Consider the following 22,435-nt stretch of genomic DNA (forward strand, 5'->3'; position numbering starts at 1 on the left):
CGCTGTGTGACGCTGCAGAGCGCCTCGGTCGATGAGATCGTCCACGACAGGGAGCGGCACCCGTTCAACAAGCCGTTGCCAAGCGGCAGTCGAGAGCACGGCGCGGCCGTGTGCTTCGACGGCCTCCAAGTGCAGTTGCCAGGCGTCGATCGCGTCGGGCTGCGTCTCGGGCGCAGGGAGTCGGCCGGAGCAGACCGCCTCGGCGCGCAGGCGCTCGTCCTCGGTGAGGACGGGCAGGCCTCCGGCGGCCAGATCGATGAGATGCCCCAAGGCGGACAAGGGCGGTGCCTGGCACAGCATTTCGACGGCAACGGAAGCAGTGGCTGCCAAGGGATCCGTGGCCCAAGCAGCTCGCGTCAACGCATCGTCGAGGCTGCCGGTGTCTCCGATCTCGTCCGCCACTCGTCGCAGCACGTGGGTGACTCGCGCCGGCAGCTGCACCGGCACGTGCTCCTCGCGTGGTTCTGAGGCGACTGCGCCCGTGACGGGGGTCGCTCCTTCGATACCCGGAGCAGTCCGGCTGTGGGTGTCTCGGCGCCGTGCGTGCAGCGGCGCAACGGCACCGCGCTCGCGGGCCAAGCGACGCTGCTCGCGGCGCTCGAGTTCCGCACGCTTCAGCTCCTCAAGGTCCACTGTGGCCTTGGGTTCCGTCGTCATTCGCGCTGTCCTCCCCCCTTGGTCCGTGCACGGCCGATTCCCCCCGGCAGTCCGCTCACGGTGATCGTCCTGATCGTAAGGCAGGGCAATCCCGCCACTGTAGGGATACGTCATCAACTACCGGCAGAAACACTGAGTGACGGCTACGCATGCAGCCTCCGCGGAGCGATACCCGACGACCGCTCAGCCCGCCCTCCCCCATTCTGGACGGCGGTTTGTCTCGAAGTACTTTCCGTGCGGCTCGATCGGGTTCGGAGATGCCTGCTCGCGTATCGATCAAGACCGCAGCCCGCGGATCTTCCGCCCGGCCTCCGTGGCCGGGTAGAGGATGGCGTCGGCCACCCGGCCGCCGGAGTCCTTGACGCCGCCGCTGAAGTTGAGGCGCCCGGACGCACCGGCCTTGGCGGCGACGCCGTCCCAGTACGCCGCCTCGCGCTCCCACCGGATGCCGGCGAGCAGCCCGTCGAGCTGGTCGGCGTCGAGGGCGGAGGCTGGGTCGCTCCATGGCAGGACCTGGTGGGCGGCGATCCCCACGCCGGCGAGGACAGCGGGCGCCGTGAGAGCGCTGCGGTCCGTGAAGTGCTCCTCGCGGTCAGAGATCAGCCGTGCGAGCAGCGGTACGACGACCGCTTCCACCTGCTCGGGCCGCATACCCGTGGGCAGTTCGTCCTCGTGGACGGTCTCGGCGGAACGCGACAGGCCACCCCGCCCGTAAACGGTGGCTACGACCAGCGCCCGCAACGCCGAGAGCGTGATGAGCTCGCGGTCGCTCCGCGAGACCTGCCGCTTGCTGGCATTCACCAGCCGGCCGAAAGGTACGCGCTTCCCGTCGATCTCGAACTTCACGGAGTCGGCGACGAGATGAGCGAGCCGGGTGCCGAAGTCCCGCTGGTCCATCGACATGGCGAGGTTCTTGGCGACGGCGACGCCCTGGACGTTGCGGTCGTAGAAGATCTGCCGCGCGTCGGCCGGGGCGAGGTCGACGTACAGCTCGAACGGGATCCGTACCTGCGCGAGTTCGGCGTGAGTGAGGCCGTACGTCTCGGGATCGTCGTAGAGGTCGTGCCAGGCGGTGGCCTGGGTCTCGCCGTCGATGGCGATGACCATCGTGCCGGGAGCGACAGTGAGCGTACGCAGGCCGCTGGCCGGTACGAGTTCGTCGCTGACGGCAGCGAGCGGTCCGGCGTGCCACAGGGTGATCGGCGGAGTGGACCAGGCGGCGCCGAGCTCCCCCTTGAGGCCGTCGGCGATGTACTCGGCGTACGGCCCGACGTTCTTTCCCTTCTGCGAGGACTTCAAGGTCCGCTGCACCGTGGATCGCAGCTCGGCGTGGCGCCGGACGAGCCCCGAGGCGGCCTTGAGTTTCTTCGGGTCCTCCTCGGCCCGCGGCGACGGCACGAGCTGGACGAGGGCCGGAACGGACATGGTTCCGATGACCGCGTCTTCGCGGAACGGCATGACGGTGAGCTGGGTTCCTTCGATGGCGGTGGTCGGCATCGTGAGGCGCATGGGGTCCCCTCCCGGGTCTCTTGATCACGTTGGAATGCCCTGGTCCGGGCCGTTCGGCGGCGCCCGTGGATGACACCGACGGCAAGGCATGACGATCGAGCAACTTCTGCGACGGCACCAAGCTCACCACCGGAAGCAACTCCAGAGAAGCATGTCCGTGAAAACACTGTCAACCACGTTGACTGATTTGACGAGTGCTGTAAGTTGTTTACTGTTCGCTGCCGAGAGGCCCAGGAGCCCGCCATGCCCCAGTCGTCCGCACAGGTGACAGCCGCCGAGATCTCCCGCATCGCCGGAGTCACGCGCGCCACCGTCAGCAACTGGCGCCGTCGGCACGACGACTTCCCGACCTCCTCCGGCGGCACGGACAGCAGCCCTCTGTACGACCTGAAGGCGGTACGCGCCTGGCTCGCCGCGCGAGGCCACGCTTCCGCGGCGAGCCCATCGGAGGAGCTGCGCACACTGCTCCGCTTTCGCGTCCAAGGGCAGAGCGGCGGCGCTACGGCAGACCTGTTGCTCCTCGTCCTGGCGGCAGCGCGTCGCTCAGCGGACGAGCTCAAGGCGCTCACGGAACTGCCGGAGGCCGATCTGGTCGCTCGGGCGACCGACGCGGCAGCTGATCTGGCCGACGTCGTACCGAGCCCGGAAGCCGTTCACTACACGGCTGCCGAGGCGGCCGTGCTGCGCGCCCTGCTCACATGCGTCCGCGACGAGGGGCCATGGGCTGCGCTGGGCGTGCTCGCGGAGCGGGAGTTGGAGGACAGCGCCACGAGCGGGACGTATCAGACGCCCGGCCCGCTCGCGGACCTCGCCGCACGCCTGATCCCTGGCGGTCCGGCCGGCGTCCTCGACCCGGCCTGCGGCAGTGGCACCCTCCTCGCGGCCGCCGCCGACCGGGGCGCGAGCAAGCTGTACGGGCAAGACACAGTGCCTGTACAAGCGCAGCGCACCGCGGTGAACCTGCTGCTGACAGCACTGGAAGCCACGGTCACCGTGCGCACCGGTGACAGTCTCCGCGCCGATGCCTTCCCCGACCTCGTCGCCGATGCCGTGCTGTGCAACCCGCCGTACGGCGACCGTGACTGGGGACACGACGAGCTGGCGTACGACCCCCGCTGGGCGTACGGCGTGCCCGCCCGCGCCGAGTCGGAGCTGGCCTGGATCCAGCACTCCCTCGCCCACCTCGCACCCGGCGGTCACGCGGTCCTGATCCTGCCGCCCGCCACCGCGAGCCGGGCCTCTGGGCGGCGGGTACGGGCAGAGCTTGTCCGCAGCGGAGCGCTACGCGCGGTCATGGGCCTTCCCGCGGGAGCGGCACCGCCGCTGCATGTGGGGCTGCAGATCTGGGTTCTGCAGCGGCCGGAGCCCGGCGGTCCGGAACGCAAGTCGGTTCTGTTCGTCGACACGACGACTGGGCCCGGACGTGGAGCGTTGTCGCTGGCACGGACGAAGAGTGGCAGCCGCCCCGCCGCGATGGACTGGGCCGACCTCTCGGAACAGGTGCTGACGGCCTGGGAGGAGTTCGTCGGGGACCCGGGCGCGTTCACCGACGTGCCGGACAGAGCGCGCGCGATCCCCGTGGTCGATCTGCTCGACGACCTGGTCGACCTGACCCCGACCCGCCGGGTCCGCGCCTCGTTGTCGGACGTCGACCCGGCGGAACTCTCGGCGGACCTGGACGCCGCACGGTCTGATCTCCTTCGATCCGCCGAGTCACTCAAGCAGGCGGCACACCGCAGCGACTGCCTCGCATCGGGCGCGTCAAATGCCGGGTGGCGCACGGCTACGGCGTCGGACCTTGTACGTGGTGGGGCGCTGACGCTGCTGCGGACGGCGCCTGGTACGGACTCCGGCACGGAAAATACGGGGTCTTCCGATACCCGCCCGGTACTGACGAGCGCGGACATCGCGCGAGGCGCAGGCCCCAGCGGGGACTCCGTTGAGCTGTACGGTGTCGCGGCACCCCTCATCGCGAAGGGTGACGTCCTCGTACGGGCGATTGCCGACGGCAACGGTCCGAAGGTGCGGGTCGCCGACGAGAACGACGCCGAGGCGCTGCTCGGCCCGCAGATCCACCTCTTCCGGCCTGATCCGGCACGCCTCGACGCGTGGTGTCTGGCCGGTTTCCTGAGCGCGGAGGACAACATCGCGGTCGCGTCGACAGGGACCACGGTTCTGCAGGTGAACCCGGGGCGTCTGCGCGTGCCTCTTCTCCCGCTTGGGGTGCAGAGGCAGTACGGGGAGGCGTTCCGGCGCGTGCACGAGTTGCTTGTACAGGGGCGTCGTGCGCAGATTCTGGCGGAGGAGACGGCGAGGCTGCTGGCGAGCGGCTTGACCGGGGGCCAGCTGGTCCCGGTGGCGGACTCGCTCGCATCTTCTTTGGGGGACGATTCGCCCCATTAGCCACTCAAGGCTTCACACATCGACCACACTTGGGCGCACCCACGCAGCAGAACGCGGGGCGGCGTGACGGTACGGAAGGAACTCGGGGAATCTCTTGAACAGCAGCAAGCACACGGAGTTGGCGAACCATGCGTGGTCCGTCGCCGACCTCCTGCGCGGTGACTACAAGCAGTCGGACTACGGCAAGGTGATTTTGCCGTTCACGGTGTTGCGGCGGCTGGAGTGCGTATTGGAGCCAACGCGCGCGGCAGTCGTGGACGTTGTCGCCAAGTACAAGGACAGCGACATCAACCCGGAGGACTGGCTCCGCCGTGCCTCGGGTCATTCCTTCTACAACAGGTCCAACCTGACGCTGAAGAAGATCGCCGCCGACCCGCAGAACGCGGTGAAGAACCTCCTTGTGTACGTGGGTGCGTTCTCGGACAACGCGCGCGGCGTGCTGGAGCGCTTCGACTTCGCCCAGCAGGTGCGCAAGCTGGAGACCGCGGGCCTGCTGTACAAGGTCATCGGCAGGTTCACCGACCTGGACCTGCATCCCGAGGTCGTGCCCAACCACAACATGGGTTACATCTTCGAGGAGTTGATCCGCCGCTTCTCCGAGCAGTCCAACGAGACCGCTGGTGAGCACTTCACTCCGCGCGAGGTCATCAAGCTGATGGTGAACCTGCTGATCGCGCCGGACGGGGACGCCTTGAGCGTGCCGGGTGTGGTCCGCAAGGTCATGGACCCGGCGTGCGGCACCGGCGGCATGTTGTCGGCGGCCGAGGACCACATCAAGACCTACAACCCGGATGCCGACGTCGAGGTGTACGGGCAGGAGCTCAACCCCGAGTCGTGGGCGATCTGCCGGTCCGACCTGATGATCAAGGGTCAGGACCCGGAGAACATCGTCTTCGGCAACTCCTTCTCCGACGACGGGCACGCGCGTCGGAAGTTCGACTACCTTCTCGCCAACCCGCCGTTCGGCGTGGAGTGGAAGAAGGTGAAGGAGGAAGTCGAGTACGAGTACAAGGCGCTGGGTGAGTCCGGGCGCTTTGGGGCGGGGCTGCCGCGTATCAACGACGGCTCGTTTCTGTTCCTCCAGCACATGATCTCGAAGATGAAGCCGGTCGGCGTCGACGGCAAGGGCGGCTCCCGCATCGCGATCGTCTTCAACGGCTCGCCCTTGTTCACGGGCGCGGCTGGCTCCGGTGAGTCGGAGATCCGCCGTTGGATTCTGGAGAACGACTGGCTTGAGGCCATCGTCGCGCTCCCCGACCAGCTCTTCTACAACACCGGTATCTCCACGTACTTCTGGATCCTCACCAACCGCAAGAGCCCTGAGCACAAGGGCAAGGTCGTGTTGTTGGACGCGCGCGATCAGTGGCAGAAGATGCGCAAGTCCTTGGGCGACAAGCGCAAGGAGCTGGGCAAGGAGCACATCGCGACGGTGACCCGGCTGTACGGCGACGCCCTCACCGTTGCCGAGGACGCGGAACATCCGCTCCACGGCAAGGTGAAGGTCTTCGCCAACACGGACTTCGGGTACCAGCGGATCACCGTTGAGCGGCCGTTGAAGCTGCGGTTCGAGGTGACGGAGGAGACGCTGGCCGCGCTGGCCGCAGCCAAGCCGGTGCAGAAGCTGGAGCAGAGCGACGGGTTCGTAGCGGCGGTGCTTACGCTGTTGGGCTCGTCGTGGGGGACGAAGTCCGAGGCGCTGGTCGCACTGAAGGACGCGGTCATCGAGTCCGGGCGACTGTGGCCGGCGGGGGCCCCGTTCGCGAAGGCGGTACGGGAGACCATCGGGGTACGGGACCCGGAGGGCGAGATCCAGCGCATCAAGGGCGAGCCCGAACCGGACTCGGAGCTTCGGGACTACGAAAACGTGCCCCTGGGTGAGGACGTCGAGGAGTACCTGAAGCGGGAGGTGCACCCGCATGTGCCGGACGCTTGGATCGACCACAGCAAGACGAAGGTGGGATACGAGATTCCGTTCACCCGGCATTTTTATGTGTACGAGCCGCCACGGCCGTTGGCGGAGATCGACGCGGAGTTGAAGGCGCTGGAGGCGGAGATTCAGGGACTGTTGGGGGAGGTCACGGAATGACGCATTGGAAGTCAGTCCGCCTCAAGGATCTCTGCATCGACGCCGGCCAATACGGCCTCAACACCTCAGCAGAGAATTACGCCCAATCGGGTGTCCGTCTACTCCGAACAACCGATATCAGCAGTGGAATTCTGACGCCGGCGGATGAAGGCGTTTACATCCCCGGCACCCCAGAGGATAGATTCACCCTACAAGATGGCGACCTTCTCCTGTCCCGCAGCGGGACCCCTCCCGGTCAGTCATATCTGGTACGCGCAGCAGACTCAGGGATGACCTTCGCTGGATATCTGGTCAGGTTTCGACCACGCACCCAGGTAGAACCCCGTTTCCTCGCATATGTTGCACGCAGTGCACCGTTTCAGCACAAGATTCGGGCCGAGGCCGTTGCGTCAACAATCCAGAACTTCAATGCCGAACGTTACGCGAACATTCGTTTTGAGGTTCCGGTTCAGGAGGAGCAGCGCCGCATTGCCGACTTCCTCGATGCCGAGACGACAAAGCTAGCAGAAGTTGAGAAACGCTCTAAGAGGCTCACAGAAGTACTTGATGAGCGCAAGTCTGCACTGCTTTGGGCCTGCTTCGAGTTTGACGAGCCGACTCAGGCACCGTCTGTCCCATTGCGGCGAGCAGTTAGCCGATGGATTGACTACCGGGGAGCTACACCCACGAAGACGGATCATGGGATCCCCCTTGTTACGGCCAAGAACATTCGGGATGGGCTCATCGACCTCAACGTTAGCCGCGAATATATCGCTGCGGACGCCTACACTGACTGGATGCGTCGGGGTTTGCTAGAGGTCAGTGACGTATTGCTCACCACGGAGGCCCCTTTGGGGCAAGTCGCCATGGTCAACGATACGTCGATTGCGCTTGCCCAGCGCGTCATCGTACTGAGAGCCAATACTGACGTCTGCTCCCCTAGGTGGCTCTATTGGTACTTGCGGTCACCACAAGGGCAAAGCGAACTTGAACTCCGCGCCACTGGCTCCACTGCTTTGGGTATCAAAGCGGACAGGTTGCGTGGTGTGCCGATTCCGTTGCCCGCCCTGAACGAAGCATCACATCGTCTAAGTGTGTTGGGTGCTCGTGTAGCCCCGATTGTAGACCTCCACAAGAAACTGGTTCAGCAGAGAAATCTCGTGAGAGAGCGCCGCCAAGCCCTCATCACCGCCGCCGTCACCGGCCAATTCGACGTCTCCACCGCCAGCGGCCGCAACGTAACGGACGGAGTTCCGGCATGAGCCCCGTGCACAACGAGTCTGCCTTCGGCTCCGCCATAGTTGCCGCCCTCCTGGAGCGCGGCTGGCGCGAGGCAAACCCCGAGGACTACCGGCCCGACCTCGGCCTGGACACCAACGAGCTCTTCACCTTCCTCGGCGAGACACAGCCCGACGAATGGCACAAGCTCCGTACCGTCTACGGCGACCCCAACGAGGCCCAGCGAGGCTTCGCCCAACGCCTTGACCGGGCCATCGCCGACGACGGTCTCCTCCACGTCCTCCGGAACGGCGTCAAGGACCGCGGAGTCCTGCTCCGCGTCGCCTACTTCAAGCCGAACCTCGTCGCCGACGACACCGCCCTCGACGGCTACCGAGCCAACCGACTCACTGTCATCCGCGAACTCACCTACGCCACCAAGCAGGCCGACTGGGGCCACCGCCTCGACCTCACCCTCTTCCTGAACGGAATCCCGGTCGCCACGGCCGAGTTGAAGAACCCGCTCACGGGCCAGGGCGTCGAGCACGCGAAGGAGCAGTACCGGACCGACCGTGACCCGACCGAGCTGATCTTCACGCGCCGGGTGATCGCGAACTTCGCCGTGGACCCGGACCTGGTCTTCGTCACGACCCAACTCCGCGGCAAGAGCACCCAGTTCCTGCCCTTCAACACCGGCTCGAACGGCCCCGGCCGCCCCGGCGGATCCGGGAACCCGGCACCCACCGCCCACGGCACGTACACCACCTCATACCTCTGGGAACAGGTCTGGCAGCGGGACAACTGGCTCGACCTCCTCCAGCGCTTCGCGCACCAGCAGAAGCACAAGACGCCCGGCGGCGGGACGACAAAGTCCACGATCTTCCCCCGCTACCACCAGTGGGACGTGGTCAAGAAGCTCACCGCCCACGCGGCAACTCACGGCGCCGGCCAGAACTACCTCGTCATGGCCTCCGCCGGCTCCGGCAAGTCGAACACCATCGGCTGGCTGGCCCACCGCCTGAGCGACCTACACGCGGACACGGACCCGCGCCTCCTCGACGCCGAGGCCCTGGCGAACAACCGCGTCAAGCCCGGCGAACCCGTCTTCGACAAGGTCATCGTCATCACCGACCGCCGTAACCTGGACGCCCAACTCCGGGAGACAGTCGGCAGTTTCTCCCAGACCGACGGCCTGGTCGTGAAGATCGACGAGAAGCACGGCGCGAAGAGCGAGCAGCTCGCCCGTGCCCTCTCCCGCGACACCGGCAAGATCGTCACGGTCACCCTGCACTCCTTCCCGGCGTTGCTCGACTACATCAAGCGCAACCCCACCGAGATCAAGGGCACCCGCTTCGCGATAGTCGTCGACGAGGCCCACTCCTCCCAGTCCGGCGACGCCGCCACCGCCGTCAAGTCCGCCCTGCGGGACCTCGGTCTGGACTCCGACTCGGAGGACGCAGGCACGACCACCGTCACCCTGGACGACAAGCTCAAGGCGAAGGCCGTCGAGCGTTCCCAGGCCGCCAACCTCTCCTACTTCGCCTTCACCGCCACCCCGAAGGCCAAGACCCTCGAACTCTTCGGCACCGAGGACACCGAGAACGGCAAGGCGGTCTACCGCCCCTTCCACACGTACTCCATGCGGCAGGCCATCGAGGAAGGCTTCATCCTCGACCCGCTGCGCAACTACGTCACGTACAACACGTACTGGAAGCTGGTGAACCAGAACCCGGACGAGAAGGAGGTCGACCCCTCCAAGGCCAACAGCCTACTCGCCCGGTTCGCGCTCACGCACGAGCACACCGTCTCCCAGCACGCGATGGTGATCGTCGAGCACTTCGTGACCCACACCCGCGGCCGGCTCGGCGGGCGCGCGAAATCGATGGTCGTCACGGCAACCCGGCACTCCGCAGCGCAGATGGCGCGCGCCATCAAGAGCTACATCAAGGACCGCGAGTACGACACCAAGTACCCGGACCTGGGCGTACTCGTCGCCTTCTCCGGTTCCCTCACCATCGACGACGAGGAAACCACCGAAACCAAGGAGAACGGCGGGCTGTCCGAGAGCGCGCTGCCCAAGGCGTTCGCGTACACACGCGCCGACGACAAGGCCGTGAAGGCGGGCGGCAAGGGGCAACAGGAGTACAAGATCCTGGTCGTCGCCGAGAAGTACCAGACCGGCTTCGACCAGCCGCTCCTCACGACGATGTACGTCAACAAGACGCTGACCGGCATCGCGGCCGTCCAGACCCTGTCCCGTCTCAACCGCACCGCCGAGCGCAAGACTCAGGCCGACCTCGCTGTCCTGGACTTCGTCAATGAGGCCGAGGACATAAAGGACGCCTTCCGCCCGTACTTCGAGGAAGCGGAGACCCTCCCCTCCGACCCCAACCTCCTCTACAGCGCGCAGAGCCGCGTCATGTCCGCCCCGGTCATCTCCGAGCAGGACATGGACGAGTTCGCCGCCGCCTACTTCGAGGCGAAGGAGAAAGCAGGCGGCTCACAGGCCAAGTGGGAGAAGCTGCACGCCGAGCTGTACCGGCTCCTCTCCCCCGCGGTCATCCGCTTCACCACGCTCATGGAGAGCGAGGAGGAAGACGACGTCGAGACCGCGGAGGAGTTCCGCGCGAACCTCAACGACTATGTCCGCAAGTACGGCTTCCTCGCGCAGATCGTGCCCTACCACGACCCCGACCTGGAGCGGCTGCACCTCTACGGCCGCTACCTCCTCAACCGGCTTCCCAGGCGCGCCGACGGTGGCGTCGACATAGGCGAAGTCGATCTCAGCCATCTGCGCGTCGCGAAGACCGGCGAACACGACGTTTCCCTCAGCCCCGAAGGCCCGTCCGAGCTCAAGGGCTTCGGTGATGGTGTGGGCGGTGCCAAGGAGGCGGAGAAGTCCCTTCTCTCCGAACTCATCGACAAGTTCAACGCCAAGTTCGGCACCGAGTTCACCGAGGAGGACGTCCTCCCGGCCTTCAACGCCGCCAAGAACGACCCGAAGGTCCGCGCCGCCGCCGTCGTCAACGACGAGGACAACTTCGGCGTCGTCTTCGACAAGGCGTTCAACGGCTACATGATGGACCACGTCTCCACCATCGACACGCTCGGCAAGCGCTACTTCGGCGCCGACCGCAGCTTCAAGTCGAACCTCGACCGCAGCGCACGGCGCGCCGCGTGGCGCATGATCCGCAGTGAAGAGGGACTGGACGACGTGTAGCGCCCGACCAGCGCAAGAGGGTCCCGCCGTCAGCCGGTTCGGCCATACGACGGGACCCTCCTCGCTTCCGCGACGCGTCAGCTGTCGGAGGCCAACGCCACGAATTCGGCCCAAGCCCCGGGCCCAATCGCCAGCGCAGGCCCGCCAATTTGCTTCGAGTCGCGTATCAGGACTGCCTTGGCGGTTGCGGCGACCTCGACGCACTGGCCGCCTTCGGCACCGCTGTAGCTGCTCTTGAACCAGGCAAGTTCAGACTCGGCGGGCCAGGTCGCTTCGGTGTTCATAGCTCTCCCAGCATCTTCTCGACAACATCCAGGGACTCCCGCGGAGAGAGAGCCTGACTCCGGATGATCCCATAGCGGGCCGACGCCAGCCGGGTCTCGTCTCGATCGGTGAGCAGGTTGCTCCGCCCCTGTACCTCCGTGTACACGAACTGCTCGCTGCCCTTGCGTGTGATCACAGTGAAGGGACCATCGACACCGGCGTTGTCCTCAAGGTCCGACGGCATCACCTGGATCTCCACATTGCGCTTTTGCCCAATGAGGAGGATCTGTTCAAGTTGCCCCCGCAGGACCGTCTTCCCACCGAACGGCTTGCCCAGTACCGACTCGTCCATCACGAAGCTCAGCAGTGGGGCAGGCCAGTGGCCGAAGAGCTCCTGCCGCGCCAAGCGGGCTGCGACGCGCAACTCGATCGTCTCTTCGTCCAGCAGTGGTCGTCGCATCGCCAGCACGGCGCGGGTGTATTCCTCGGTCTGCAGCAGCCCGTTGACCACGTGCGTGTCATACGCACACAGCTCAACAGCCTCCGCCTCCAACCGAGCCATGTCCCGGAAGAACGCCGGATACTGAGCCCGCGCCAGCACCTCCTTCAGCGCCTTCAACACACCCCCGGCATCCAGCACTTCATCAGCCCGGTCAATAAACCGCGGCTGCGGAATCCGCCGCCCCTGCTCGATCGACGCGATCGACTCCGCCGCGTACCCCACGAGCTTCCCGAACGCCGCCCGATCCAGCCCCGCCCGTACCCTCAACAGCTTCAACTGCCGCCCGAACGCGGCCACCACACCCGAGCCCGGCTCGTCCTCCGGCCGCTGCTCCACCTCGTCGTCCCGCATGGTCGCCACCACCTCCACCCGCACCGCACGTACACGACCCACACCCTCACGTACAGCTCACTCGCGACGGCGCGTCACCTCTCGTCACGCTACGCCACCAAAGGTCATCGTGGAGGCATGACCAGCAATCCCGCGACCGACACGACCATCGATCACACCGCCCAACTCACCAACCCCACACACAGCTTCGAGATGCCCTTCAGTTCCACTCCGCGCGGAGCACGTCTCGCCCGGCGCCTGTGCGGAGTGCGCCTCCACGCATGGGGCATCCCGTACGGCAGCGACGCACACGACGCGCTCACCCTCATCACCGCGGAGCTATGCGCCAACGCCGTCCGGCACGGACACGTCCCCGGCCGCGACTTCCACCTACGTCTCACCGCCGGCGGGGCGACCGTACGCATCGAGGTGACCGACACCCGCGGCGAGAGCCTCCCGGCCCTCGCTCCCGCGGATCCCACCGGCGACCGGGCCGACGGCCGCGGCCTGCTCCTCGTCGCCGCGCTCGCTGACCTGTGGGGCTGGTGCCCTCGCGCGGGCGGCCCTGGGAAGAAGGTGTGGGCGCAGCTGACCGTCCCGGCCACCCTTGCCGCTCCGGGGACCACTGACCGGTAAACGGCCCATCAGCTGGACGGAAGATCGCCGCACCCGCGAGACTTGTCCCCCAACAGTCGGACCGGCGCCGACCCACCGCACGCCGGCGTGAACACTCGACGGGGGCAGGGTGCCGCAGAAGCCGGTCGCGGGGCGTTACGAACTGCTGGGGGAGCTCAGCCACGGCGGCATGGGCGACGTGTGGCGCGGTTATGACGCCATACTGGACCGGCCCGTCGCGGTGAAGGTGATCAGGGGGCAGGCGGCCACCTCCCCGCACCTCGCCGAGGAGCTCGCCAAACGCTTCAAGCGGGAGGCCCGGATCACCGCACGCATCCAGCATCCGGGCGTTCCGCAGGTGTACGACGCGGTGCTGGACGACACGTACGAGCATCTGTTCCTCGTGATGGAGCTCGTCGACGGCCTACCGCTCACCAACTACATCCACCCCGACCGGCCGCTGCCCGTCAGCTGGGCCGTGGCCGTCGCCGCGCAGGTCGCCACCGTGCTGTCGTACGCGCACGACGTGCCGGTCATCCACCGCGACCTGAAGCCGAGCAACATCATCGTGGCGCTGGACGGGACCGTGAAGGTGCTGGACTTCGGCATCGCGGCGATCCTGCGGACGGACGTCACCAAGCTGACCGCGACCGGCAGCCCCATCGGGACGTACCAGTACATGGCTCCCGAGCAGGTGCGCGGCGGGCAGGTCACGCCGCAGGCCGACCTGTACGCGCTGGGGTGCGTGCTGCACGAACTGCTCAGCGGGCGGCTGGTGTTCACCGCGGACAGTGAGTATCTGGTGATGTTCCAGCATGTCAACGCGGCGCCGACACCGCTACGGCAGCTGCGCGCCGATGTTCCGGCCGAGTTGGAGGAACTCGTCCTGCACCTGCTGCGCAAGGCGCCCGAGGCGCGCCCCGCGGACGTACAGGAGGTGTACGAGCGGCTGCGGCCCTTCCTCCCGGCGGCCGGCGAGGAGTCTGCCGCGCATGAGGCGGGACCTGCCGGGGCGCCCGACCCGACGGGCGTGTTCCGCCGCCCGTACGCGCCCCGCCGGCGGGATGGGGCGGCTGCGCGGCCCGGCGCCGCGGTGCCCGACGCGCCCGCCCCGGCACCTCTGCCGGAGACGCTGCGCGTGCAGATCCGGGAAGTGCGAGAGCACTACGACGCGCTCATGGAGGAGGACCGGTTCGCGCAGGCGGCCGAAGTGGTCGGCGAGCTGATCGAGCCCGCCGCGCGCGCCCTGGGCTCGGAGAACAAGGTCGTCCTCGCGCTGCGGATGCGGCGGGCGGTCAGCCGCCTGCTCGGCGGCGACTTCCGCGCCGCGCTGCCGGAGTTCGAGGCCCTCGCCGCCACGCACGCCCGGATCAGCGGGCCCACCAGCAAGGCGGCCCTCGACTGTCGCGCCCAGGCAGCCCGCTGCCGCGCCGAACTCGGCCAGGTCACCGACGCGCTCGCGACCCTGAAGGACGTCCTCGACGTCGTACGGAGCGTCGACAGCGACGTCAGCGAGGAGGCCGTCATGTTGCGCCGGGACATCGGCATGCTGCTGCTTGCCCAGGGCCGTGCGGAGGAGGCCCGCCACCTCCTCGAACCCCTTCATGACGACCTCTGCCTCGTGTACGGCCCCGAGGACGAACTGACCGTCGAGGTCGCCGAGGCGCTCGCGGTGATCCGCCTCGACCTGGACGGCCCTGCCTCCGGCTTCTGATCCCGTCCGTCCCGCCCCTTCGCCCCGGAAGAGACCCGCGCATGCCCCACCTCGCCTTCGACATCGGCTTCTGCGCTCAGCTCGGCAAGCTCCAAGGCTCGGTGCGGGACGGAGTGTTCGCGGCCTGGGAGAAGTTCGAACGGCTCACGCTGGACCAGCTGTTCAAGGACCCCGGTCTGAAACTGGAGTCCCTGAAGCAGGCCAAGGATCCGCACATCCGCACCATCCGCATCGACCAGGGCACGCGGGGTGTCGTCCTGGCACCGGACAGCGGCGACACGTTCGTCCTGCTGCGCGTGATGCCTCACGACAAGGCGATCGCCTGGGCCGTCAAGCAGAAGTCGAGCATCAACACCGTCACCCAGGCCGTCGAGATCCGTGACATCGCCACCCTCGAAGAGATCACCCCCGCCTACGAGCGGATCGCGCCCGCCCCCGACCAGCGGCTCTTCGCGAAGATCTCCGACGGGGACATGACCGCGCTCGGCATCGACGACACCACGCTGCATCAGGTCCGCGCTCTCACCAACCTGGAGCAGCTGGAGGTGTTCGCGCCGTATTTCCCGCAGGATCAGCGTGAAGTCCTGGAGTACCTGGCTGCCGGGTTCACGGTGGAGGAGGTGTGGCGGGACGTCGTGGCCGTCAGCCTCGCGGGCACGCCCTCGCCGGAGCCGGTGGACACGACGGACTATGCGACGGCCATTCACCGCACCCGGACCCGTATTGCGGTCGTCGCGGACTCCGACGAGCTGCGCGACATGCTGGACAAGCCGTTCGCGGCGTGGAGGATCTTCCTCCACCCTTCGCAGCACAAGGTGGCCTACCGGGCCTCGTACTCCGGGCCCGCCCAGGTCACCGGCGGTCCCGGAACCGGGAAGACCGTCGTCGCCCTGCATCGCGTGCGCCACCTGCTGCGGTACCTGCGCGACGGCGAACGCATCCTGCTCACCACGTACACGAACGCTCTCGTCGCGGCCCTGCGCGCAGGCCTCGCCGCTCTCGTCGAGGACGAGGGGCTGCGCGACCGGGTGGACATCATGACCGTCGACGCCTTTGCCGGCCGGGTCGTGTCCACCTCGCGGCGGCCTCTGCGGGGCGGCGAGGAGGAGCCACGGTGGCAGCAGGCGGCCGGGGTCACGGGTTTCACCGGGTCGGCGCAGTTCCTCGCCCAGGAGTACAAGCACGTGGTCCTGGCCCAGGACCTGCGCACACTGGAGAGTTACGAGGCCTGTGAGCGGCGCGGGCGAGGCAGCGCGTTGGCCGCGTCGAAGCGGCCGTTGGTCTGGCACACCGTCCAGGAGTTCACGGACCGGCTGGCCGCCGACGGCCTGCGCACCTATCTCGGCACCTGCTCGGAGGCCGCGGACCTTCTGGAGCAGGAGGGACCGCGCTACCGGCATGTCGTGGTCGACGAGGCCCAGGACCTGCACCCCGCACAATGGCGGCTGTTGCGTGCGGCGGTCCCGTCACGGCCGGACGACCTGTTCATCGCCGGTGATCCCCATCAGCGCATCTACGACTCGAAGGTGTCGTTGAAGGCGGTCGGCATCACTGTCACGGGGCGTGCCACGAAGATGCGCAAGAACTACCGCTCCACACACGAGATCCTCAGCTGGTCCACCGCCCTCCTGGTCGGCCGCCCCTTCGAGGAGCTGGCCGACGACTCGCGGAACGAGACACTTCTCGGCTATCGCTCGGCCCTGCACGGCGGCAGCCCTGATCTCCACGGTGCCGCCACGGAGGAGGCAGAACTCGACGCGCTCGTCGATCGCGTGCGGGATTGGCTGGACCGGGGAATCGCGCCGGCCGAGATCGGGGTGAGCGCCCGCTTCAACAAGGTGTGCGACAAGGCCGTATCGCGTCTGAAGACTGCAGGCCTGTCCGCCGTACGACTGCGCCCGGACGCTCCCGCGGACACCGATGCCGTACGCATCGGCACCATGCACTCGTTCAAGGGCCTCGAGTTCCGCTGTGTGGCCGTGATCGGCGTCCATGACGCGGCTCTGCCCAACCCGAGCGCGCTCACGGCGCCCGAGGTGGACCGGCTCCAGTACGAGGCCGACCTCATGGCGGAGCGGTGCCTGTTGTTCGTGGCCTGTACGCGAGCGCGGGACAGTCTCTACGTGTCGTGGCAGGGACGCCCGAGCGCGTTCCTCACCGAGAGTGGGGTCGTCGCGTAGCGGCAAAGTCGTTGATCCACGAGAGTGACTCTCCGTACCATGCGGCCGGGGGCGGTTGCGTTGTCGCTCCTTCCAACTCCACGAGGAGCGCAGCGACTTGCCTTTCCCGCCCGGCGACATGGTGGCAGCACTGACCAAGTACATGCACTTCCAGCACTTGGAGAACCAGCTGGTCGATCGTCACCCGGAATTGGAGCACCGGACTCACCTGCCGACGCATGAGCCGCTCTACCTGAAGGTCAAGCTCCAGGGCGAGGCCGGCGTCGCCCTGGGCATCACAAAGTTCGGGTACACCTTCGCCTGGGCGATCCTCGATCCGATGTCCGGAGAGCCGCCGACCGTCTGGCCCTTGAACGGCACACCGGACGAGGCCCTGGTCGACGCTTTGCATGCCCACGCGTCGGCGTACCTGACGGGTGTTCCCCTGCCCTCCCCGTGGCGCTGGCGCGAGAGCGAGCGCTCGGACATGGTCGAACTGGCAGACCTCCTCGCCGAGCAGGGCGTGCGTGTGCGACGTGTCGTGGCGGAGAACAGGTGGTTCGCGTTCGATTCGGAGAAGGGCGTTCGGGTCGACATCGCGGACGAGCGTCAAGGTCACTTTCTCGACGCCGCCCTGCCTGATGCCGACGTCCGCATCTCGCGCAAGCCGCGACTCGGCTGGATGATCGATGTGCTTCGCCGGGGCTCGGCCGACTGGGAACGCGTTGATCTCGCCTACACCCTGCGGGGCGAGGTGTCGCCGATCCCTGGAGTGCCGGCCACGGACCTCACCGTCCGCGACATGGCGGCTCTGGTGAGGCGCGGCGTCTGGGAGTGGGAGGTGACCGATTCCTGGTGGGAATCGCCTCGCCCCGACGCATCCGGCTCTGAGCCGGCAGATCCCTCACTCAGCCCTCAGCAGCTCGTCCAGTCCGTCCGCGGCCGGCTCTCGATGTTCGGCTTCGGTGACCTGGAGGAGGGGGACGGTGAGGCTCCCATCCTCTCCGACCATTTCCACATCGAGTGGCGTCACCGCGCGAAGGACCTGTCCACGTCCGAGGTGCAGCGCCTGTACGGCGTGGCTGCCGCAGACGAGAAGCGACTCATCGTGATCACCACCGGAGGCATGAGCCGGCCGGCCACCCGGTTCGCGGACAAGGCCAAGGCCTTCGTCTTCGGCCTTGGCCTCGGCACCGGCGAGCTGTCCGCGCTCAACGCCCTTGCCGCGGAGGCGCTTCTCCCCGCAGTCCGGGAGGCGGAACGGCTGTATCAACTGCCCTGACCGTGTCACCGTTCAGCCGGCGGCCCTCGCCACGCCGGTGAACTCCGCGACGAGTTGCCGTAGCGGCTCGGCCGCCTCGTCGGGCGGCAGTCGGGTGTCCACGCCGAGCACCCTGATCTCCCCGAGGTGTCCGAGGGGACCGTCGATGCGCAGGGTGCGGCTGGACGCTCCGTCCGGGTTGGGGTGGAGGATGACGGCGAGCGGTGCGCCAGGTGCCGTGTATCCGGCGATGTAGGTCAGGAGTTGGTGCCGGTCGTGGGCGCTCACCGTTCTGCCGCCGTACGCGATGTACTTGGCGTCGACGGGCAGGAACCGCGGCTCCGGGGTGTCGAACTTCAGTAGCACGTCGGGGCTGAACGGCTTGTGGGTGACAGCCATGTCGCCGGTCGTCTTGATGGCGTGCTGCCCCCCGCTGCCGACGGCGCGTCCCCCGAACTCGGCCGCCACGCGGCCCGCCATCTGCCGCACCACGAGTTCCCACAGGCGGTCCATCTTGAGCAGCATGCTGTCCGCCCGAAGACCGCGGTCGGTCAGTAGATCGGTGACACCACCGCCCCCCAGGACCAGGCGCGCCCAGGCGTGGGCGGGGCGGTACCGGGCGTTGAGGCGGGTGTAGCGGGCTCGTGCGAGCATGCGCGGAGCGGTGACCGGGAGCCGTGGCCGGGGGAACTCGGCGGCGGCGTCCTTGAGCGCGCGGGCGAGCGTGGCCTTTGCTGCCAGCGGCACCGCGGCGGACAGTGCGGCACCGCACACCAGGTTCTCCCAGATATGCACGTCACGCTCGAAGGTCCGCACGTGCAGCTGGTCCACAGAGCCGTAGCGACGGGTCGCCTGCGCCATGGCGTCGAGGCGCCCGCGCAGCACCGGCTCCACCCTGTCAATCCGTACGTAGTTGCGTCGCAGCCCTTGAGTGAGCAGTGCCTGACACTCCGTCAACAGCGCGGGAAGCGCGGCGTCGACGTAGCCGGAGCTGCCGGTCGGCCACTGCCGGAGCGTGGGCTCGTGCGGGACCGGGACTCCATTGGCGTAGCAGAGCCAGGAAATCAACTGCCGGCCGGGGATCGTGAACTTGGGCCTGAGGATCAACCGCACCCGCTCCAGCACAAGTACACCGACCGTCGAGCGTGCGGTGACACTCCAGCCCGTGCGCGTCGTCCGCAGCCCGATGTGGTTCTTGTCCGCGAGTGACCGCAGACTGCGCTGGTCGGACTCGGTGAGCTGGTCGACGGTCAGCTCGGCGGACTTGTACTCGTCGATGGCGAGGTCGGGAAGCGGGGGCATGCGGTCAGCCGTTGACGGCATCGTCGGAGTCGGCGAACTCGGCCGCGAGCTTGTTCGCGAGATCCTGTGGTCCCATACGAGCGATGCGACCGGACACCGGGTCGATCAGGTCTCCGAGAATGGCCTGCATGGGCTCCGCCCGGCCCATGCTGTGATCCTCGATCTGCGGAACGATGTCGTGGTAGAAGACCGCGGCGAGTTCCTCCTCCGTCCCCAGGGGGCGGTCGTCGCGCAGCAGACAGGCGTGGCCGATCTGGTGGTCCGGTCCGAACTCACGGACAAGCCTGCTGTTGAGCCCGGCGAGGAAGGCCGCCAGGTCGAGCCCACCGACCGCAGTGTCCACTGCGTCGAGATCCGGAGCGACTTCGATGAACCTGAAGCGGCGTCGGATCGCCACATCCAAATGGCCGATGCTGCGGTCGGCCGTGTTCATCGTGCCGATCACCCGGACGTTGCGCGGAATCATGATCTGCCGACCGCTGATCGGCAGCTTGACGGGGATGGCGCGCTTGTCGATCTCCAACAGGGTGACAAGCTCGCCCAGGATGCGGGGCAGGTCACCCCGGTTGATCTCGTCGATGATCAGGAGGAAGGGCCGGTCGGGCGATCGCTCGGCGGCCTCGCAGATCCGGAGGAAGACGCCCGCCCGCAGTTGGAGATTGAGGCCGGGTCGATCAGCGGCGGTCTCCGGCTTGTATCCCTCGACGAAGTCCTCGTAGCCGTAGGAGGGATGGAAGGTCACCAAGGTCACCGGCGCCACGTCGTCGCTCTGCGGCGCGGGCAGCAGACTGGCCAGAACCGCCGACCTCCCGGCGGCCGGAGCCTCGATGGCATCCGCCCGGCCGGCCATTGCGAGTGCCGCGCTCAGCGCCAGCCGGGTCTTCCCCGTGCCGGACGGCCCGTAGAGAATGACCTGGCCCTTGTGTTCCAGCGCGTCCAGCACTTGCTGCACCGCCGCAGGCACTTCGTCCGAGACGACGCCGGAGGCGAAACGAGGGGCCGCCGCGGCGGTACGTCCTTGTTCGATGCGTCGGAGCAACGAGTCGGAGACCGTGGCGAAAGTCTGCTGCCAGGCGTTCTCCGGTGCGTCGAAGGTCTGGGCATAGGACTCGTCCCACTCCACCGGGACCTTGTGCCGGTAGGTGTCGTACGACTCGTCGTAGACGTAGCCGCCGCTGACCGTTCCCAGCGCGAGCACTTCGGACTTGCCCCGGTTCGCGACGATCAGGTCGCCGGGCTCCAGGTCGCGGAGGGCCAGCAGTTGACGGGCGTGCCTCAGATTGGCGCCGGCCGACTCCGGGCGCTCGCTGTCCAGCATCTGCTTGAGTTCGGTGTCGCTCTCGTACCGGCCGAGGTCGCCGATCTCGTCCCACCCAACCCGGATGTGCCGCCCTTCACGGCACTCCTCCCACAGCCGCGCGCGTTCTCCGGGAGCGATCTTCCACGCCTGGCGGCGGCGTGCGCGCGGGTCGTACTCCGCGTACAGGAAGCGCATCACCTCCACGGGATGCCAGCCGTCGAACTCGGGCCGGCTCCTCACCAGTGCGAGCAGTTCGCGATTGGCCTGCCAGGTGTGGACGTTGCCATATGCCTGGTGGGCTGTCCCGCCGAGCCGCTGAGTGAAGTGCCGTACGTGGGAGGCGGAGTAGATGGGCAGGAACTCTTCCGGGAAGTAGACGGCCAGAGCCTTGGTGACGAGCGCCTGGCCGAAGGACAGGGTGTTGAGGTCATCGATCCTGCTGAAGTCCTTGCGCTCGGCAGCTTCGAACGCCGCCTCGAACTCCGTACGGACCAGTTGCCAGGCCTCGTCGACGTCCAGCTTGCGCAACGGGGCCGGCAGTCGCCATTCGCCGCTGTGGTGGCGGTACATGATGTGCTTCGCGGCGCTGCCGCCCCTGATGCTGCCGTAGTTGTCGGTCCCGTATTCGAGCATCCAGCAGAATGGCCGCTGCTCCCCCGCGCCAAGGGCGTACCGCTCCACCGGAAGATCGGTCCATCCGGAGAGCGGGAACTCCTCGATCGCCCGCCGACGGTCCTGCTCCGCCGACGCCACCACCTCCGCCAGGTCGGCCCGGTCGAAGTTCTTGGCCGCTCCCGTGGCGCCTTCCTCCGTGTCCATCCGACCATGATTCCCCATGGTGGACGGCCCTGTTGGGTCGCTAGACGGAAAGTCCGTCAAAGAAGGCCGCCACTGCCGTCACGAACCGCCCCGCGTCGTCCAGCCACGGGAAGTGCGCGGCGCCGGACTGGACGACCGGCTCGGCGTTCGGGAACAGGCCCGCGTACTCCGCCACGGCGCGTGGTGGTGCCGCCACGTCCACCTCCCCGGCCAGGACGAACACCGGAGCGGCGAAACCGGCGAGGGCCGCGCGGGTGGCGGCCGGGTCGAACGCGCCCTCGGCGGCGTACACGGCCGCCGCCTCGTCGTTGCGCTGTCTCTCCTCCGCCTCCCGTACGGCCCTTGCCTCCTCGTCCCAGCGGGCGAACCAGAAGGGGGCGACGGCCTGCCAGTCGCCGGGGGCCGCACGGCCGGCGGTGATCGCTTCCAGGGCCTCGTACGCCGGGGTGAACCACGGTTCGTCCCGGCGCAGGCGTGCGGTGCTCAGACGGTCCTCGGCGGTGATCTCTACGCCGACGGCGTGGACACTCGGGGTGATCAGCGCGAGGCGGGCGACGCGGTGGGGGTGCCGGGCCGTATGGAGGACGGCCAGGTTCGCACCGGCCGAGTGGCCGAGGAGGTCCATCCGGTCCAGGCCCAGCTCTTCGCGGAGCGCCTCCACGTCGTCGACCAGGCGGTCGCAGCGGTACGACGCCGGGTCCGCCGGCCTCGCCGAACGGCCCGTGCCCCGCAGGTCCAGGCGGATCAGGGTGCGGTGGGCGGTCAGACCGCCCAGGTCGCCCAGGTAGACCGAGTCCTGCATCGGGCCGCCGGGCAGACAGATCAGGGGCGGGCCGTCACCGGACACGTGGTAGGCGAGGCGGGTTCCGTCGGACGCGGAGAAGGTGGGCATGGGGGTGAGCCTTTCAACGGGTCCCCGCCCCGGCAACCGGGTTGCGGCCGGGGGCGGGGACCACGGCCCCAGGTGCCGCGCGCCGGCGTACGACGGCCTGAACCCGGCCGTGCCGTGCCGTGCCGTGCCGTCAACTGTCGTGTCGTGCCCGTGAACCGGGGCGGCCCCACCCTTGGGTACGGGTGGAGCCGCCTGTCGGTCACCG

15 protein-coding genes are annotated in these 22,435 nt (G+C 67.8%); 9 read left to right on the forward strand and 6 right to left on the reverse strand.

What is annotated here, in order from left to right:
• Positions 1–6 precede the first annotated feature (6 nt).
• Positions 7–468 (forward strand): hypothetical protein, encoded by a 462-nt coding sequence (locus ACZ5XS_RS14170; protein ID WP_468651009.1) that lies wholly within the window; start codon positions 7–9, stop codon positions 466–468.
• A 465-nt stretch (positions 469–933) separates the two neighbouring features.
• On the opposite strand, the gene ACZ5XS_RS14175 is transcribed toward ACZ5XS_RS14170, so the two are convergent.
• Positions 934–2,166: a DNA sulfur modification protein DndB gene (locus tag ACZ5XS_RS14175; RefSeq protein WP_468651011.1), complete on the reverse strand. Its 1,233-nt coding sequence runs from the start codon at positions 2,164–2,166 to the stop codon at positions 934–936.
• A gap of 243 nt (positions 2,167–2,409) precedes the next feature.
• On the opposite strand from ACZ5XS_RS14175, the gene ACZ5XS_RS14180 reads away from it, so the two are divergent.
• From ACZ5XS_RS14180 to ACZ5XS_RS14195, 4 genes are all read left to right on the forward strand, one after another.
• Positions 2,410–4,569, forward strand: a complete 2,160-nt coding sequence (locus ACZ5XS_RS14180) for an N-6 DNA methylase (protein ID WP_468651013.1) — start codon at positions 2,410–2,412, stop codon at positions 4,567–4,569.
• 94 nt (positions 4,570–4,663) lie between these two features.
• Positions 4,664–6,655 (forward strand): type I restriction-modification system subunit M, encoded by a 1,992-nt coding sequence (locus tag ACZ5XS_RS14185; protein ID WP_468651015.1) that lies wholly within the window; start codon positions 4,664–4,666, stop codon positions 6,653–6,655.
• Positions 6,652–7,896, forward strand: a complete 1,245-nt coding sequence (locus ACZ5XS_RS14190) for a restriction endonuclease subunit S (RefSeq protein ID WP_468651017.1) — start codon at positions 6,652–6,654, stop codon at positions 7,894–7,896. The genes ACZ5XS_RS14185 and ACZ5XS_RS14190 overlap by 4 nt, the downstream gene beginning before the upstream one ends.
• Positions 7,893–11,072 carry a type I restriction endonuclease subunit R gene (locus ACZ5XS_RS14195; protein ID WP_468651019.1) on the forward strand — a complete coding sequence of 1,060 codons (3,180 nt, stop codon included), beginning with the start codon at positions 7,893–7,895 and terminating at the stop codon, positions 11,070–11,072. Before ACZ5XS_RS14190 ends, ACZ5XS_RS14195 begins: the two co-directional genes overlap by 4 nt.
• A 77-nt stretch (positions 11,073–11,149) precedes the next feature.
• Here the strand turns inward: ACZ5XS_RS14195 and ACZ5XS_RS14200 are convergent, their stop codons facing one another.
• Both ACZ5XS_RS14200 and ACZ5XS_RS14205 read right to left on the reverse strand, forming a co-directional pair.
• Positions 11,150–11,356 carry a DUF397 domain-containing protein gene (locus tag ACZ5XS_RS14200; RefSeq protein ID WP_468651021.1) on the reverse strand — a complete coding sequence of 69 codons (207 nt, stop codon included), beginning with the start codon at positions 11,354–11,356 and terminating at the stop codon, positions 11,150–11,152.
• Complete coding sequence (locus ACZ5XS_RS14205; protein ID WP_468651023.1) at positions 11,353–12,189, reverse strand: helix-turn-helix domain-containing protein; 837 nt, start codon at positions 12,187–12,189, stop codon at positions 11,353–11,355. The genes ACZ5XS_RS14200 and ACZ5XS_RS14205 overlap by 4 nt, the downstream gene beginning before the upstream one ends.
• Before the next feature lie 117 nt (positions 12,190–12,306).
• Between ACZ5XS_RS14205 and ACZ5XS_RS14210 the strand changes: the two genes are divergently transcribed.
• From ACZ5XS_RS14210 to ACZ5XS_RS14225, 4 genes are all read left to right on the forward strand, one after another.
• Entirely contained in the window at positions 12,307–12,804 is a 498-nt protein-coding gene (locus ACZ5XS_RS14210; protein ID WP_468651024.1) for an ATP-binding protein, read from the forward strand.
• A 109-nt stretch (positions 12,805–12,913) separates the two neighbouring features.
• A complete protein-coding gene (locus tag ACZ5XS_RS14215; protein ID WP_468651026.1) occupies positions 12,914–14,497 on the forward strand; it encodes a serine/threonine-protein kinase in 1,584 nt (527 codons plus the stop codon).
• A gap of 41 nt (positions 14,498–14,538) precedes the next feature.
• Entirely contained in the window at positions 14,539–16,677 is a 2,139-nt protein-coding gene (locus ACZ5XS_RS14220) for a UvrD-helicase domain-containing protein (RefSeq protein WP_468651028.1), read from the forward strand.
• 97 nt (positions 16,678–16,774) lie between these two features.
• Complete coding sequence (locus ACZ5XS_RS14225; RefSeq protein WP_468651030.1) at positions 16,775–17,938, forward strand: hypothetical protein; 1,164 nt, start codon at positions 16,775–16,777, stop codon at positions 17,936–17,938.
• 12 nt (positions 17,939–17,950) lie between these two features.
• On the opposite strand, the gene ACZ5XS_RS14230 is transcribed toward ACZ5XS_RS14225, so the two are convergent.
• From ACZ5XS_RS14230 to ACZ5XS_RS14240, 3 genes are read right to left on the reverse strand one after another with little or no spacing between them, the layout of a single operon-like run.
• Positions 17,951–19,219 (reverse strand): McrC family protein, encoded by a 1,269-nt coding sequence (locus ACZ5XS_RS14230; RefSeq protein WP_468651032.1) that lies wholly within the window; start codon positions 19,217–19,219, stop codon positions 17,951–17,953.
• A gap of 4 nt (positions 19,220–19,223) precedes the next feature.
• Positions 19,224–21,338, reverse strand: coding sequence for an McrB family protein (locus ACZ5XS_RS14235; protein ID WP_468651034.1), 2,115 nt, complete (start codon positions 21,336–21,338; stop codon positions 19,224–19,226).
• A 40-nt stretch (positions 21,339–21,378) separates the two neighbouring features.
• Positions 21,379–22,230, reverse strand: a complete 852-nt coding sequence (locus ACZ5XS_RS14240; RefSeq protein WP_468651036.1) for an alpha/beta fold hydrolase — start codon at positions 22,228–22,230, stop codon at positions 21,379–21,381.
• Positions 22,231–22,435 lie beyond the last annotated feature (205 nt).

The organism is Streptomyces sp. NPDC033131, from assembly GCF_055578365.1.

Coding starts and splice junctions, on each gene's coding strand:
- ACZ5XS_RS14175 (WP_468651011.1), bottom strand. CDS start 2,166: ATGCGCCTCACGATGCCGACCACCGCCATCGAAGGAACCCAGCTCACC.
- ACZ5XS_RS14180 (WP_468651013.1), top strand. CDS start 2,410: ATGCCCCAGTCGTCCGCACAGGTGACAGCCGCCGAGATCTCCCGCATC.
- ACZ5XS_RS14190 (WP_468651017.1), top strand. CDS start 6,652: ATGACGCATTGGAAGTCAGTCCGCCTCAAGGATCTCTGCATCGACGCC.
- ACZ5XS_RS14195 (WP_468651019.1), top strand. CDS start 7,893: ATGAGCCCCGTGCACAACGAGTCTGCCTTCGGCTCCGCCATAGTTGCC.
- ACZ5XS_RS14200 (WP_468651021.1), bottom strand. CDS start 11,356: ATGAACACCGAAGCGACCTGGCCCGCCGAGTCTGAACTTGCCTGGTTC.
- ACZ5XS_RS14205 (WP_468651023.1), bottom strand. CDS start 12,189: ATGCGGGACGACGAGGTGGAGCAGCGGCCGGAGGACGAGCCGGGCTCG.
- ACZ5XS_RS14210 (WP_468651024.1), top strand. CDS start 12,307: ATGACCAGCAATCCCGCGACCGACACGACCATCGATCACACCGCCCAA.
- ACZ5XS_RS14220 (WP_468651028.1), top strand. CDS start 14,539: ATGCCCCACCTCGCCTTCGACATCGGCTTCTGCGCTCAGCTCGGCAAG.
- ACZ5XS_RS14230 (WP_468651032.1), bottom strand. CDS start 19,219: ATGCCCCCGCTTCCCGACCTCGCCATCGACGAGTACAAGTCCGCCGAG.
- ACZ5XS_RS14235 (WP_468651034.1), bottom strand. CDS start 21,338: ATGGACACGGAGGAAGGCGCCACGGGAGCGGCCAAGAACTTCGACCGG.
- ACZ5XS_RS14240 (WP_468651036.1), bottom strand. CDS start 22,230: ATGCCCACCTTCTCCGCGTCCGACGGAACCCGCCTCGCCTACCACGTG.